This window comes from Oryzomicrobium sp., from assembly GCF_021287045.1.
Taxonomy (GTDB): domain Bacteria; phylum Pseudomonadota; class Gammaproteobacteria; order Burkholderiales; family Rhodocyclaceae; genus Oryzomicrobium.
Window position 1 is genome coordinate 87,044 of the sequence record NZ_JAJTBG010000002.1, and the last position, 15,073, is coordinate 102,116.

13 protein-coding genes are annotated in these 15,073 nt (G+C 69.8%); 3 read left to right on the plus strand and 10 right to left on the minus strand.

From position 1 onward, the window contains the following. The first annotated feature begins 19 nt into the window (after positions 1–19). Both LWW89_RS02360 and LWW89_RS02365 read left to right on the plus strand, forming a co-directional pair. A complete protein-coding gene (locus tag LWW89_RS02360) occupies positions 20–2,050 on the plus strand; it encodes a Cache 3/Cache 2 fusion domain-containing protein (RefSeq protein ID WP_293260562.1) in 2,031 nt (676 codons plus the stop codon). Between the two features lie 198 nt (positions 2,051–2,248). After that, positions 2,249–4,276 (plus strand): Cache 3/Cache 2 fusion domain-containing protein, encoded by a 2,028-nt coding sequence (locus tag LWW89_RS02365; protein ID WP_293260565.1) that lies wholly within the window; start codon positions 2,249–2,251, stop codon positions 4,274–4,276. Between the two features lie 230 nt (positions 4,277–4,506). Here LWW89_RS02365 and LWW89_RS02370 read toward each other — a convergent pair whose 3' ends face one another. The 4 genes from LWW89_RS02370 to LWW89_RS02385 form a co-directional block, all read right to left on the minus strand. Beyond that, positions 4,507–4,989 carry an SCP2 sterol-binding domain-containing protein gene (locus LWW89_RS02370; RefSeq protein ID WP_293260568.1) on the minus strand — a complete coding sequence of 161 codons (483 nt, stop codon included), beginning with the start codon at positions 4,987–4,989 and terminating at the stop codon, positions 4,507–4,509. A gap of 20 nt (positions 4,990–5,009) precedes the next feature. Next, on the minus strand, positions 5,010–5,951 hold the full coding sequence (locus tag LWW89_RS02375) for a U32 family peptidase (RefSeq protein WP_293260571.1): 942 nt from the start codon (positions 5,949–5,951) through the stop codon (positions 5,010–5,012). Positions 5,952–5,962: 11 nt separating this feature from the next. Further along, positions 5,963–6,997, minus strand: a complete 1,035-nt coding sequence (locus tag LWW89_RS02380) for a peptidase U32 family protein (protein ID WP_293260574.1) — start codon at positions 6,995–6,997, stop codon at positions 5,963–5,965. 145 nt (positions 6,998–7,142) lie between these two features. Then, the gene (locus LWW89_RS02385; protein ID WP_293260577.1) at positions 7,143–7,985 is read right to left on the minus strand and encodes a helical backbone metal receptor; all 843 of its coding nucleotides are present in this window, start codon (positions 7,983–7,985) and stop codon (positions 7,143–7,145) included. Positions 7,986–8,055: 70 nt separating this feature from the next. On the opposite strand from LWW89_RS02385, the gene LWW89_RS02390 reads away from it, so the two are divergent. Beyond that, entirely contained in the window at positions 8,056–8,793 is a 738-nt protein-coding gene (locus LWW89_RS02390; protein WP_293260580.1) for an SDR family NAD(P)-dependent oxidoreductase, read from the plus strand. A gap of 21 nt (positions 8,794–8,814) precedes the next feature. Here the strand turns inward: LWW89_RS02390 and LWW89_RS02395 are convergent, their stop codons facing one another. The 6 genes from LWW89_RS02395 to argS all read right to left on the minus strand — a co-directional run bounded on the left by LWW89_RS02395 (position 8,815) and on the right by argS (position 14,934). Further along, positions 8,815–9,603, minus strand: a complete 789-nt coding sequence (locus LWW89_RS02395; protein WP_293260583.1) for a DUF2189 domain-containing protein — start codon at positions 9,601–9,603, stop codon at positions 8,815–8,817. 49 nt (positions 9,604–9,652) lie between these two features. Next, positions 9,653–10,747 carry a methyl-accepting chemotaxis protein gene (locus LWW89_RS02400; RefSeq protein ID WP_293260586.1) on the minus strand — a complete coding sequence of 365 codons (1,095 nt, stop codon included), beginning with the start codon at positions 10,745–10,747 and terminating at the stop codon, positions 9,653–9,655. A 163-nt stretch (positions 10,748–10,910) separates the two neighbouring features. Continuing rightward, on the minus strand, positions 10,911–11,753 hold the full coding sequence (locus tag LWW89_RS02405; protein WP_365780882.1) for an SDR family oxidoreductase: 843 nt from the start codon (positions 11,751–11,753) through the stop codon (positions 10,911–10,913). A gap of 37 nt (positions 11,754–11,790) precedes the next feature. Continuing rightward, complete coding sequence (locus tag LWW89_RS02410; RefSeq protein ID WP_293260589.1) at positions 11,791–12,456, minus strand: thiol:disulfide interchange protein DsbA/DsbL; 666 nt, start codon at positions 12,454–12,456, stop codon at positions 11,791–11,793. Between the two features lie 12 nt (positions 12,457–12,468). Then, a complete protein-coding gene (locus tag LWW89_RS02415) occupies positions 12,469–13,188 on the minus strand; it encodes an SPOR domain-containing protein (protein WP_293260590.1) in 720 nt (239 codons plus the stop codon). 15 nt (positions 13,189–13,203) lie between these two features. Beyond that, complete coding sequence (argS, locus tag LWW89_RS02420) at positions 13,204–14,934, minus strand: arginine--tRNA ligase (protein ID WP_293260591.1); 1,731 nt, start codon at positions 14,932–14,934, stop codon at positions 13,204–13,206. Positions 14,935–15,073: the final 139 nt, after the last annotated feature.

Here is a 15,073-nt window from a genome sequence, read left to right on the forward strand (position 1 = left end):
GGCCAGCCCCACTCCAGCCATGAAACGACTCTCCCTCACCCAACAGATCCTTGCCATCGCCGCCGCCGCCACCCTGGTCATGGTGCTCGTCCAGAACGCCGTGGTCGCCTACCTGGCCCGGCAAAGCGCCATCGCCCAGACCGAGGCCGCCCTCAACGAGCAGGCGTCCCTGATCGTCACCACCCTGGAATTCGCCCAGGAATCCCTCAAGGACCGGGCCCAGAACGCCCTGGCCAACTACCAGCGCAACCTGCCCGGCCCGGTGCATCTGACCGGGCGCATGGTCAAGACCGGCAACATCGAACTACCCGAGGTGGCCGCCGGCAACCTGGTGCTGAACAACAACTCCGCCGCCCTCGACGCCTTCAGCAAGGCCAACCCCGGACGGGAGGTGGGCTGGCTGGTGGCCCACGAGGGTAAGCTGTACCGCATCGCCACCCTGGTCAAAGGGGCCAACGGCCAGTACCGCAACGGCGAGGAAATGCCGCCGGCCCCCGGTTCGTATACCCAGGACATCCTGGCCAACAAGCCCTACCTGGGCACGGTCCAGCGCGGCGGTCGGATGAACGCCATCGCCGTAGTGCCGATCGTCGACGACAGCGGCAAGGTCATCTCCGGCATCGCCCTGCGCATGGACGCCGAGAGCAACGTGGCCCTGCTCAAGAAGAAACTGCACGAGACGCGCATCGCCGAAACCGGCTATCCCTTCGTCCTGGCCGAGCCCTTCGGCGACCAAAAAGAAGGCATGTACGTGATCCATCCCTCTCTGGAGGGCAAGAAATTCTCCGAGACCGGCGAACAGGGTGCCCGCATCGGCGAGCTGATTCTCAAGCACAAGGACGGCATGCTCACTTACGACTGGGCGGACGCCGACGGCCGGCAGCGGGAGAAGGTGGTGGTGGTGCGGGAATTGCCGGAACTGCACTGGAAGGTGGGCGTCGGCTCCTGGACCGACGAATTCACCAGCCGCACCCAGGCCCTGCGCAACAAGGTCATCCTCGTCTCGGCCCTGCTCGGCATCGCCCTGGTGGCCGGCATCGCCGCCTTCGCCGCCTGGCGCCTCAAGCCCGTGGCCGGGCTGGTCCAGGCCACCGAGCGCCTCGGTGCCGGCGACCTGTCCGTGGCCCTGCACGGCGACCCCGCCAGCCGCAACGAGGTGGACGTGCTGTCCCGCTCCCTGGGCCAGGCCATCACCTCGATCCGCAGCCTGGTGGCCGGCCTCAAGGACACCAGCGCCAGCCTGGGTTCCACCGCCCAGGAGCTGTCGGCCTCGTCCGCCGACCTGGACCAGGCCACCGCCGCCCAGAGCGAGGCCGCCGCCTCCATGTCCGCTTCGTCCGAAGAACTGTCGGTGAGCATCGACCAGGTGGCCGAAGGCGCCCGCTCCGCCCTGGGCCTGACCCAGGAAGCCCGTCAGGTGGTGGAAGACGGCCAGGTGACGGTGGGCCAGGCCATCGCCGCCATGGAAGAAACCGCCCAGGCGGTGCAGCAGTCCGCCGACCAGGTTGGCGAGCTGGGCCGCCGCTCCCAGGAGATCGAGCACGTGCTGGCCGCCATCAAGGGCATCGCCGAGCAGACCAACCTGCTCGCCCTCAACGCCGCCATCGAGGCCGCCCGCGCCGGCGAGGCCGGCCGCGGCTTCGCCGTGGTGGCCGACGAAGTGCGCAAGCTGGCCGAACAGTCCGGCAAATCCGCCCAGGAAATCTCCGCCATCCTCTCCCAGGTCCAGACCGGCGTCGGCTCGGTGCGCGAGACCATCGCCAGCGCCGTGGACCAGGTGGCCCGCTCGGTGGACGCCTCGCGCCAGCTGGAGGCCGCCCTGGGCCAGGTGGCCGAGCACTCGGGCCAGCTCGGCGAGGCCATCGGCGACATCGCCGGCGCCACCCAGGAACAGGCCAGCACCGCCCAGAGCATCGCCCGCCAGGTCGAGCAGGTGGCCGTCATGGCCGAGCAGACCGGCCGCTCCGCCCAGACCAACCGGGAACGCTCCTCGTCCCTGCTGGCCTCCGCCGACGCCCTGTCGGCCGACACCAGCCGCTTCCGGGTGTAGGCCCCGGCACGGCAGCCGTCATCTCGCCCCCGCCATCCCCCGGATGGCGCCCAGGCCCGGCATCCGCCGGGCCTTTTTACTGGGGCCGTGGATAAGACCACATGACTAAAGTGGTATTTCTCCTACAATCCCCGGCCAAGACGCACGACCAACGTGCGCGCCCGAGAACGCCTGCCGACCAACGCACGATAAAAATCAATGAAACGCCTGCCACTCTCCAAGCAACTCCTCGCCGTGGCCGCCCTGGCCACCCTCCTGATGATCGTGGCGCAAAGCCTGGTCGTCGCCTACCTGGCCAAGCAGAGCGCCCTGGCCCGCACCCAGGCCGCCCTCAACGAGCAGGCCGGCCTGATCATCACCACCCTGGAATTCGCCCAGGAGTCCCTGAAGGCCCGGGCCCTGGAAAACCTGCGCGCCTTCGAGCGCACCCTGCCCGGCCCGGTGCGACTGTCCGGCCGTACCGTGCGTCAGGGCCAGGAAGAACTGCCCGAGCTGGTGGCGGGCAACCTGGTGCTGAGCGGCAACCGGGATTTCCTGGAGCACTACGGCAAGCTCAACAGCGGCCGCGAAGCCGCCTTCCTGGTACGCCAGGGCGAGCGTTTCTACCGGACCGCCACCCTGCTCAAGGACTCCAACGGCGCTTCCCGGATCGGCGAGGCGGTGCCGGAGAAGGAGAGCTACATCCCCAACATCTCCAAGGGTGAGAACTTCGTCGGCACCATCCAGCGCAGCGGCCGCATGTACGCCATTGCCGTGACGCCGATCAAGGACGAGGCTGGCAAGGTGGTCGGCGCCATCACCATGCGCCTCGACGCCGAGAGCAACGTGACCCTGCTCAAGGAGAAGCTGCTCGCCGCCAAGGTCGGCCAGACCGGTTACCCCTTCGTGCTGTCCGAGCCTCACGGCGACCAGAAGGAAGGGATGTACGTGATCCATCCCAAGCTCGAAGGCAAGAAGCTCTCCGACGCCGGCCCTGCGGCGGCGGCCATCGGCGAGCAGCTCTTCAAGCTCAAGACCGGCATGCTCGAATACCCCTGGACCGACAGCGACGGCCGGGTCCGCGACAAGGTGGTGGTGATCCGCGAAATGCCCGAGCTGCACTGGATCGTCGCCGTCGGTTCCTGGACCGACGAATTCACCGGCGACACCCTGACCCTGCGCAACAAGGTCATCCTCGTCTCGGCCCTGCTCGGCATCGCCCTGGTGGCCGGCATCGCCGCCTTCGCCGCCTGGCGCCTCAAGCCCGTGGCCGGGCTGGTCCAGGCCACCGAGCGCCTCGGTGCCGGCGACCTGTCCGTGGCCCTGCACGGCGACCCCGCCAGCCGCAACGAGGTGGACGTGCTATCCCGCTCCCTGGGCCAGGCCATCGCCTCGATCCGCAGCCTGGTGAGCCGCCTCAAGGACACCAGCGGTGCCCTGGGCAGCACCGCCCAGGAACTGTCCGGCACGTCGGCCGAACTCGACCAGGCCACCGCCGCCCAGAGCGAGGCCGCAGCCTCCATGTCCGCCTCCACCGAACAGCTGTCCAGCAGCATCGACCAGGTGGCCGAGGGCGCCCGCTCCGCCCTGGAACTGACCCGGGCGGCGGGGAGCGTGGTGACCACCGGCCAGGCGACCGTGGGCGAAGCCATCGCCGCCATGGAGGATTCGTCCCAGGCAGTACAGCAGTCCGCCGAGCAGGTGGGCGACCTGGGCCGCCGCTCCCAGGAGATCGAGCACGTGCTGGCCGCCATCAAGGGCATCGCCGAGCAGACCAACCTGCTCGCCCTCAACGCCGCCATCGAGGCCGCCCGGGCCGGCGAGGCCGGACGCGGCTTCGCCGTGGTGGCCGACGAGGTGCGTAAGCTGGCCGAACAGTCCGGCCAGTCCGCCCAGGAAATCTCCGCCATCCTCTCCCAGGTCCAGGCCGGCGTCGGCTCGGTACGCGAGACCATCGCCAGCGCCGTAGACCAGGTGGCCCGCTCGGTGGAGGCCTCGCGCCAGCTGGAAGCCGCCCTGGGGGACGTGGCCAACCGCTCGTCCCGGGTGATCGAAGCCATCGAGGACATCGCCGGCGCCACCCAGGAACAGGCCGGCGCCGCCCAGAGCATCGCCCGCCAGGTCGAACAGGTGGCCGTCATGGCCGAGCAGACCGGCCGCTCCGCCCAGACCAACCGGGAACGGGCCGGCACCCTGCTGGGGGCCTCCGCCAGCTTGGCGCAGGACACCAGCCGCTTCCGGCTCTGATCCGGCCCAGGTCATCGCGCCACCTCGCAACGCCCGGCCCCGCGCCGGGCGTTTTCGTATCTACGCCAGGGCGGTGGAGGCGGGGGCGCAAAGCGGGGGGCGTCAACGAAACGGGGGCGCCCGTAGGCGCCCCCATTCCTTCTTTTATGCCGACTGGCCCAGACTGGGTGCCGGTCTTCCTCCCCGTGGGGCTCTCACCAATCCCCGCTTAGGTTCGTTGTGCCAAGCCCTCAGGTGCGCTCGGCGATAAAAGGCAGACGCGGCCATTCCACCGCGTCCAGCAGATTCTTCACCAGCAGGCCCAGCTCGGTGTCGCCCTCGATCACCAGGCGGCGCTGGAAGAACAGGGTATCCGGGTCCTCCTGCCGCGCCAGCAGCTGCAGGTAGGCCGACAGGGTGGCGCGAAAGGTCAGGTCCGGCGCCGGGCCATCGGCGGCGAGCAAAGGAACGAAGCGCAGGCCGTCGAAGGTGAAGCGGGCCACCGCCGCGGTGTCTTCCACCTCCACGGCGAAGACGCGGCCGGTAAGGGGCTCCAAGGCCTCGGCGTCGAGCAGCTTCAGCAGCAGCAGGCCGTTCAGGCCGCCCACCAGGCCCAGGGCGTGGGGCCACTGGGGCAGGCTCTGGCCGATGCGGGTGACGAAGGCGGGCAGGCGGAAGGTGGGCACCTGCAGGTTGATGCCCGGCAGGCCGGGCAGGGTAAAGCGGGTAGTCATGGCGATCGGGTTCATTGGATTCACGCGCCGGAGGCGGCAACAACCAGAGTGTCGTCCTCGGCGCCGACCTTGGCAATCCCCGCCTGGCCGTGCCAGTAGCCGTCGCAGGTGCCGTGGTCGGTGCAAGCGGCCGGCAACCCGGCCGGCTCGCCGCGCCGGGCGGCGTCGAAAGCGGCCAGCACGGCGAAGAAGTCCTTCGACTGGGGCGACAGGCGCAGGGCGTCGATGCCCAGGTCCAGCAGCGCGGGCAGTTCGGCGAGCAGCGAGTAGTGCTGGGCCGACATGGTCTGGATGCCGTTCATGGTCAGGAAGGACTGGCCTTCCCGGGTGGCCAGGGTCAGGCCGTCGGCGTGGTCCAGGCAGCGGAACTGGCAGTCGTCCTTCTTCAGTCCATAGTGGCGGGCGGTGAAGCAGCGCGCCGAGAAGGCCAGGGGGATCTTGCCCCAGGCGAACACCTCGGTGGCCATGCCCACCGGACGGCTGGCGTGGAGCGGCGCGATCAGGCTGCGTGGCGCTTCCAGGGGCGGCACCCAGGCGACGGCGCCCTTGGCGGCGAACCAAGCCAGGGTGGCTTCGTTGTAGACGTTGAGGTGGGGGCCGCAGACGAAGGGCACACCGGCCTCGGCGGCCACTTTCACCGCCCCCAGGTCATTGGCTTCGAGGCGGATGCGCCCGCCGCTCTCGGCGCAGGCGGCCACCAGCTTGCGCAGGGCGATCAGGTCGCCCTCGGATTCGGCCAGGGCCAGGGCCGACAGCACCACGTCCTTGCCGGCGGCGGCCAGGTCCTTGGCCAGACCGATCCAATCGGAGGTGCGCAGCTGGCAGCGGCGCGAGCAGACGCTCTCGCCGACGTAGACGATGTCGGCCGGCGAATCGCTGGCTTGCAGGTAGAAGTTCTGGACCTCGTCCTTGCTCCAGTAGAACAGGATCGGGCCGATGGCGAGCTTGATCGGGTTGCTCATGGACGGGCTCCTCAGCGCCAGGGACGATCGTAGGCGCCCAGGGTGACCTGGTGGCCCTCGGCCACCTTGGCCAGTTCGCTCTGCCAGGCCGGCTTGACGGCGAAGCCCGGGGCCTTCAGGGCGTCGATGGCCTGACGCAGCACCCGGGTCACCTGGCCGACGTAGGCCGGGCTGCGCTGGCGCCCCTCGACCTTGATGGCGGCCACGCCGGCGGCGGCGATCTGGGGCAGCAGTTCGACCACGTTCAGGCTGGTGGGCTCTTCCAGGGCGTAGCCGGTCTCGCCGGCCACCTCGAAGCGGCCCTTGCACAGGGTTGGGTAGCCGGCCGGCTCGCCCTCGCCGTAGCTGTCGATGAGGATGCCGTTCAAGCGGGCGTTCATGGTCTTGCCCTGCTGCTCCCAGCGCACGTACTTAGCCGGGGAGCAAGCCCCCACGGTGTTGGGCGATTCGCCGGTGGCGTAGGAAGAAAGCCAGCAGCGTCCCTCGTTCATGACGCACAGGCTGCCGAAGCCGAACACCTCGATTTCCACCGTGGTGTGGCGCACCACGTTTTCCACCTGGGCCAGGGTGAGCACTCGGGGCAACACGGCGCGGCGCACGCCGAAGGCGTCCTGGGCGAAGTTGATCGCCTCGTAGCTGGTGGCCGAGCCCTGGACCGACAGGTGGCGGTGCAGGGCCGGATGGCGCTCGGCGGCGTAGGCGAGCAGGCCCACGTCGGCCAGGATGACGGCGGTGGCGCCCAGGTCGGCGGCGGCATCCACCGCCCCGTGCCACTCGGCCAGGCGCCCGGCCTGGGGGTAGGTGTTGATCGCCACCAGCACTTCGCGGCCCCGGTCCCGAGCGTAGCGTACGCCCTCGCGCAGGCTCTTGTCGTCGAAGTTGAGCCCGGCGAAGTTGCGGGCGTTGGTGGCATTCTTGAAGCCCAGGTAGACCGCGTCGGCCCCGTTGTCCACCGCCGACTTGAGGGCGGGCAGGCTGCCGGCGGGGCAGACCAGATGGGGGATGCGGAAGGCGCTCGTAGTCGTCGTCGGAGTGCTGCTCACCATGATGGCGCGACGCGGGAAATGGAAAGGGCGCAGTCTAGGCCCCCGCCGCCCACCGCCCCTTGACCTCGGTCAAAGAGGTTTCGGAGACGGCCCAAGCCAGCTAAAACCGGCTAAAACCGCGTCGGCGCCCGGCAACGCAGAACAGTCACTGGCCCAACTCCCGGCGCAGACGGCCCAGATAGTCGAGCCCTCGGGGCGCCCGGCTGCCGTACCAGGAGACCATCTCGCCATCGACCAGGGTCACCGGCACCGTGGGAAAGCGGGCTTGCAGCTCGGCCTGTTCCCCGAGGCCGAAATGGTAGGGCTCGGAAGGCAGCAGAATGCGGGCGGCCTCGGCCACGGCGCGCTCCAAATCCACCGCTGGATAGCGATCGGCGCCGGTGTCGCCGCCCAGGCGGGCCGGCACCGTGTCCCAGCCGGCGGCAGCCAGGGTGGCGGCGATGTAGGTGTTGCGCGCCACGGTCAGCCAGGGGTCGCGCCAGATCAGGTAGAGCACCGGCTCCCGGGGCAGCCCCAGACCGGCCAGTCCGGCCTCGGCCGCGTCCAGTTCGGCAATCAGGGCGGCCGCCTCGCGGTGCCGCCCGAACAGGGCGCCGATCAGGCGGTAGAGGGCCCGGTTGTCCGCCGGCGTATTGGGGTGGGTGACCACCACGTGGGGCACGAAGGCTGCCAGGGCGTCGATTTCCTCGGCCCGGTTCTCGTCCATGTTGGCGATCACGTGGGTGGGGGCCAGGGCCCGCAGCTTGTCCAGGTCGAAGCCCTTGGTGCCACCCACCTTGGGAATGTGCCGCACCACTTCGCGGGGATGGATGCAAAAGCCGGTGCGCCCCACCAGCAGGGGGGCAAGGCCCAGGTCGACGAGCAGCTCGGTGATCGACGGCACCAGGGAGACGATGCGCGCGCCGGGGCCGGCGGCGGGATGGCGCACACCCCGGGCGTCGGCCGGGATGGAGGCGATGGTGTCGGCGGCGGCGGAAGGCAAATCCATGCTAGAAAGAAGGAAAGGCGCCGCCCCCGGGGCGGCGGCCACCTATCCCCACATGATCGAGGAGAACGGAATGCTAGCCAAAAAAACCGCCGTCGTGACCGGCGCCAGCCGGGGCCTGGGCTTCGAGGTGTGCCGCCGGCTCGGCCAGGCCGGCTGCCGGGTGGTGATGGTCGCCCGGGACGGTACCGCCCTGGAGCGTGCGGTGGCCGCCCTGGCGGCGGAAGGCCTGGACGTGGCCGGCCGGGCCGCCGACGTGGGCGACGCCGCCGAGGTGAATGCCCTGGCCGCCTGGGTGGACGCCGCCTGGGGCGGTACCGACATCCTGGTGAACAACGCCGGCGTGTACCTGGACCCCAAGACCCCGGACGATCCTGCCGCCCAGGGCGTGCTTGCCAGCGATCCGGCGGTGGTGGAGCGCAGTTTCGCCATCAACGTACTCGGCCCCCTGCGCCTGATCCAGGCCTTCTTGCCGGGCATGGTGGCGCGGGGCCACGGCCGGGTGGTCAATGTGGCCTCGGGCATGGGGTCCCTGGCCGAGGGCGGCCCCTACTGGCCCGGCTACCGCATCTCGAAGACGGCCCTCAACGCCCTGACCCGCACCACCGCCCATGAGCTGCAACTGGACCCGGCACTGGCCGACGTCAAGGTGAACTCGGTATGCCCGGGCTGGTGCCGCACCGACATGGGCAGCGCGGCGGCCCCGCGCAGCGCCGCCGAGGGCGCTGCGTCGATCACCTGGGCCGCCCTGCTGCCGGAGGACGGCCCCAGCGGCGGTTTCTTCCGCGACGGCCAGCCCGTGGCCTGGTAAGCCCGGGCTCCGCCGTTCGGCCTACACGCCGGACGGCGGCTCGGGCATCAGGGCCCGGTAGGCGTGCCAGGTGGCGTGCCCCACCAGGGGCATGGTGACGACCAGGCCGACGAAGCCGGTGGCGAAGCCGAGGGCGGTGAGGAACACGATCGACCCCGCCCAACCCAGCATCGCCCCGGGATTGCGGGCCAGGGCCGTGGCGCTGGCGATGGCGGCGTTGATGGCGTCCACCCGCCGGTCGAGCATCAGGGGCACCGAGATCACCGACACGGCGAACACCAGGGTGGCGAAGAAGCCCCCTACCGCCAGGTAGAAGACCACGAACTCCAGGTTGTCCAGGGCCGAGAAGGCGTGGACGAAACCGGAGAAGGAGGGCATCGCCCCCTCGTAGAAGACGGCGAAGATGACCATCGAGGCCCGCGCCCAGACCATCAGCACGACGGCCAGGACGGCGGCGAACAGGCCGATGTTGGAGACGTTGTGGCGCCAGGCCAGGGCCGAGGCGAAGAAGCTCACCGGCTCGCCCCGCTCGCGGCGGCGCGACAGGTCGTAGAGGCCCAGAGCGAGGAAGGGCCCCACCAGCAGCATGCCGGTGACCAGGGCGCTGAGTAGCGCCGTGGCGTGGTCCAGGGTGGCGGCGAGCAGCCAGCCGCACAGGGCGAAGGCCGCCCCGTAGGCCAGGCTAGGGGCCGGATGGGCGCGCAGGTCGGCCCAGCCGGCGCGCAGCCAGGCCAGGGGGGCGTCCCCGTCCACCGGCCGGATGGCGGCCAGCAACTCGAAGGTCAGGCTCTTTTCGTCGGCGGATTGCATGGCGGCCTCCAGGCGGGGAACTTCCCCTATGGAGCGGCCGCCGGGGCGCTTAGTTCAATCCGTTGAGCATGCGCTTCATGCCCGCCATCACCGTCAGGTTGGATTGCTCCATGGCCATCAGGGCGGCCAGTGCCCCATCCGCGTCCCGGGCGTAGAAGCGCTCCACCGCCCGGCGGGCGTGGTCGTGCACCGCCTTGTGCGGCGTTTCCATTTCGGCGTACCCGGGCAGGCGGGCGAAGTGGGCCTTGCCCTCGCCCTCGTAGTACCAGCGGCCGAGGCGGCACTGGGTTTCGTCCGGCAGCTCCTCGGGGCGCAGGGTGGAAAGGCCGAGGAAGACCTTGTACACCTCCAGTTTCAAGGCCAGTTCGTCGATGTTGGCCAATTCCACGTTGGCCAGCAGCGACGAGGACGACACCGCCCGCTCCATGGTCTGGGACAGGTCGAGCAGCCGCCCCATGCTGTGGGTGGCGGCTTCGCTCTCGGCGGAATAACGGGCCGCATCTGCCGCCCCCAGGGACATGACGCTGCGCGCCTGCTGGGTATCGCCCTGGATGGTGCCGACCAAGCCGGAGATCTCCACCGTGGCCTTGGTGGTGCGCTCGGCCAGCTTGCGCACCTCGTCGGCGACGATGGCGAAGCCGCGCCCGGCCTCGCCGGCCCGGGCCGCCTCGATGGCGGCGTTGAGGGCCAGCAGGTTGGTCTGGTCGGCGATTTCCTTGATCAGGCTGACGAAGCCGGCGATGTCGGTGACCCGTTTGGACAGGCTTTCGACGCTGCCAGAGGCCTCGGTCATGCGCCCCACCATGTCGGTCAGATTGGCGGCGATGGTCTGGAAAGCGGCCCGGTTGGTTTCCGACTCCGCAGCCGCCGTGGTGGCCGATTCCTTGCCCCCCTGCAGGGTGGTGGTGAGGCCGAGGAAGGAGCCCTGCAGGCCGGTCAGCGAATCGCCGAAGCGCCCCAGGCTGGTGAACACGCCATCGAGCAGGGCCTGGCGGGCGCGCAGGGCTGCCAGCTCGTCGGTCAAGGCGGAGCGCTCGGCCTCCAGGGTGGCGACGCGGGTCTCCAGGCGGGCGTTGTCGGCGCGCAGGGCGGCGCACTCGATCTCGCTGCGGCTCAGGGCTTCCTTGGCGGACGAAAAGAACATGGCGGCTCCCCTGATGAAACCGCCATGGTGGACGCCCTTGGCCGGGGATACCAGCGTTCTTTTGTAACACCCCTAAAGCCGTTGCGGACATAGGGTTTATGCGGGTTGCGGGGGAAACCGCCCCGCCATGCCAACGGGATTGCCCGGTCGGCCGCGGGACTAACTACAGGGGCAGTCCCCGGGGCTTGCGCTTGGCCCGGCCGAACAGGCGGTCGTAGACGGCGTTGGGCAGCAGGCGCAGGAGCTTGGCCACCACGCCCATCTGCCAGGGCACCACGGCGTAGCCGGTGCCGGCGTCGATAGCCCGGGCCATGCGCCGCGCCGCTTCCGCCGCGGGCAGCAGGAAGGGCATGGGGTAGGGATTGACCGCGGTCATGGGGGTATCCACATAGCCGGGGCAGATGGTTACGGCGCGGATGCCGGACGGTGCCAGTTCCAGGCGCAGGGATTCCAGGTAGGCGATGGCGGCGGCCTTGGAGGCGCAGTAGGCCTCGGCCCCAGGCAGGCCGCGGATACCGGCCACCGAGGCGATGCCGACCACGCGGCGCGGCAGGCCGTCGCGCAGGGCCTTCATGGCCGGCAGGAAGGGGGCGAAGGTGGCGGCCATGCCGAAGACGTTGACTTCCAGCACCCGGCGGAAGGCCACCAGGTCCTCGCTTTCCTCGGTGAGGGTGCCCACCGAGATGCCGGCGTTGGCGATCACCACGTGGGGCGCGCCGAAGCGGGCGCAGAAGTCGGCGGCGGCGGACGCCAGGGCGGCGCTGTCGGTGACGTCGAGGGGATAGGTGGCGGCTAGCGCACCACCCAGCTCCCGGGCCAATTCGTCGAGCCGGTCGGCGCGGCGGGCGGCCAGGCCGAGCTGCCAACCGGCGGCGGCATAGTGGCGGGCGAAGGCTTGGCCCAGGCCGGAACTGGCCCCGGTGATGAAAACGCGCCGCGGCAGCCCCGGGGGGGACTGGCGCGGCGCATTCTGCTTGCCGACGGGAACGGGCAGGGGCGAAGTCACGGGATCACAGGCTCACGCGCTCGCGCGTTCCGCTGGCTTACTTGCGTGCCTTGTCGCTGCGGGCCAGGGCGACCACCGCGTCGGCGCGGGTGAGCACCTCGCCGAGGTTCTTCACACCCTCGGTGCTGACCAGGTAGCGGCCATCCACGGCCAGGGCGGGCACGCCGTTGATGCGGTAGGCCTGGACCATCTGGTTGGCCCGGTTGACCTTGCTGGCGACCGAGAACGACTTGTAGGCGTCGGCGAACTTGCGGCCGTCCACGCCCTGCTTCTCGACCCAGGCCTGCATGTCGTCGGGCACCGGCATGCGCACGCCCTGCTCGTGGATGGCGGCGAAGATGGCGCTGTCCAGACGGGCCACGTCGCCGGTCACTTCCAGGGCGTAGTAGAGCTTGGCCAGGTTGGCCCAAGCGGCGTTCCAGCCGGCCGGGACGCGCTTGAAGGCCACGTCGGCGGGCAGCTTGGCGACCCAGGCGTCGAGGGGCTTGTGGAAGTCGTTGCAGTGCGGGCAGCCGTAGGAGAAGAACTCGATCACCTCGATCTTGGCGCCGGACTCGGTGGGCTGGGGCGGATCGATGGGCTGATAGTCGCGGCCACGGGCCGCCGGGGCGGCAAAGGCCGGCAGGGCGGGGAATGCGGCCAGAGAGGCCGACGCGGCGGCGGCCAGGACGAAATCACGACGGGAACGATCAATCTTCACCATGGGGAATCTCCATCAATCCTTGTTCTTGACCAGGCTGGCCTCGACGCCGGCCTTGGCCAGTTCGGAACGGGCGCGGTTAACCTCGTCCATCTTGCCATAAGGTCCGAGGCGGACCCGGTACCACACCTTGTCGCCGACCATCACCTGCTGCACCGTGGCCTCCATGCCGAGCATGGCCAGGTTGGCCTTCTGGTTGTCGGCATCGCCCGAGCGCTGGAAGGAACCGGCCTGGATGAAGAAGGGGCCTTCCTTGCCGTCCTTAGTCTCCTTCGCCTCCTTGGATTCCTTCGCCCCATCCTTGCCATCCTTGGCGGCGTCCTTGGCCGCCGGCTTGTCGGCGGCCGTCGCGTCGGTCTTGGGCTCGGCCTTGCCGGGCAGGATGTCGTAGAACTGGAAGCGCTTTTCCGGCACCGGGTCGCCGGGCTTGCCCGGCAGGGGTACCGGAGCGGCCGCCTGGGGCGCGGCGCCGGCGGCCGGGGCCTGGGCCGGCGCCGGGGTGCCGGGCTTGGCGGCGGCCAGGTTGCCGGAGGTTTCCTTGGCGTCCTTGGGCGGCGGCTGGGTCTTGTCCACGAAGGGCATGGGCGCCTTGTTGATGTACAGCACCACCGCCAGGGCCGCACAGACCCCCAGCACCAGGCCGATGATGATGCCGATCAGGGTGCCGCCGCCGGCTTTTTTCGCCGGGGAGCGCTTGCCGGAAGTGCTTTGGGGTCGTTTCAGGTCACGGCTCATAGAGGGATTCCGGAGTTACATCGATTCGGGGCAGGAGACGCCGAGCAGCACCATGCCGTTGCGGATCACCTGACGGGTGGCCAGGGCCAGGGCGACGCGGGCGTCGCGCAGGGCGGCGTCGTCCACCAGCATGCGCTCGGCGTTGTACCAGGCGTGGAAGTCGCCGGCCAGGTCCTTCAGGTAGAAGGCCACCGCGTGCGGCGCCAGGTCCCGGGCGGCGGCCTCGATCACCTCGGGGAAGGCGGCCAGGCGGGCGGCCAGGGCCAGTTCCCGGGGGTTGGCGAGCAGGCCCAGGTCGACCTTGGCCAGGTCGGCGGCCTCGCCGCCCCACTGGTTGACCACCGAGCACACCCGGGCGTGGGCGTACTGGATGTAGTAGACCGGGTTTTCGTTGCTCTGGCTCTTGGCCAGGTCCAGGTCGAAGTCCAGGTGCTGGTCGGACTTGCGCAGCACGTAGAAGAAGCGGCAGGCATCGTTGCCCACCTCGCGGCGCAGCTCGCGCAGGGTGACGAACTCGCCGGAGCGGGTGGACATGGAGGCTTTCTGGCCGTCCTTGTAGAGCACGGCGAACTGCACCAGGGCCACCTGCAGCTTGGCCTCGTCCTGGTCCAGGGCCTTGAGCGCGCCCTTCACCCGGGGGATGTAGCCGTGGTGGTCGGCGCCCCAGATGTTGATGACCTTGTCGAAGCCGCGCTCGAACTTGTTGAGGTGGTAGGCGATGTCCGAAGCGAAGTAGGTGAACAGGCCGTTCTCGCGCTGCACCACCCGGTCCTTCTCGTCGCCGAAGGCGGTGGAGCGGAACCACTTGGCGCCGTCCTGCACGTACAGATGACCGGCCTTTTCCAGGCGTTCGACGCATTTCGCCACCAAGCCGGTGTCGAACAGGGACTTTTCCGAGAACCACACGTCGAAGCGCACGCCGAACTCTTCCAGGTCGTCGCGGCCGTCGGCCAGCTGCTCGGACAGGGCGTGCTGGTGGACGTAGGCCCAGTCGGGGCCGAGCAGGCGCTTAGCGTTGGCGATCAGGCCATCCAGGTGTGCTTCCTTGTCGGCTTCCACCGACGGCACGTCGGCCAGGATTTCGGCGGCGGGGCGCACGTACTTGGCGCCGTGGGCGGCGTCGATCTGGGCGCCCATGTCGCGCACGTAGTCGCCCTGGTAGCCGTTGGGGGGGAAGGGCACGGCCACGCCGTGGCGTTCCAGGTAGCGCAGCCAGGTGGACACCCCGAGGATGTCCATCTGCCGGCCGGCGTCGTTCACGTAGTACTCCCGGGTCACGTCCCAGCCGGCGAAGGCGAGCAGGTCGGACAGGGAGGCGCCGTAGGCGGCGCCGCGGCCGTGGCCGACGTGGAGCGGACCGGTGGGGTTGGCGGAGACGAACTCCACTTGCAGCTTCTGCTGGCCACCCAGGGTGGACCGGCCGAAGTCGGCGCCGCCGTCGAGCACGGCACGCACCACCGCCAGCTTGGCGGCGGGCTTGAGGGTGAAGTTGATGAAGCCGGCGCCGGCCAGGTCCACCTTCTCAAGCCACTCGGAACGGGGCAGCTCGTTGATCAGTTGCTGGGCGATTTCCCGGGGGTTCTTCTTCAGGGCCCGGGCCAGTTGCATGGCCAGGTTGGTGGCGAAGTCGCCGTGGGATTCCTGCTTGGGCCGCTCCAGATGAATGTCGGCCTCGGCCCCGGGGGCGACGCTGGCCAGGGCGGCCTGGAGCAGGCTGGTGAGATGGGAACGAATGTCGTGGGTCATCGCCGGGCGAAAAATTGCAAAAGGGCGATTATACGTGCCCGGGGCCGGTTCTCATGCCCCGGCGGCGCGGACCGAGGCCGGGCGCGCCGCGGCGGGGCAACGCCCCTCGGGTATAATTCAAGGTTTTGTTTTTACGCGG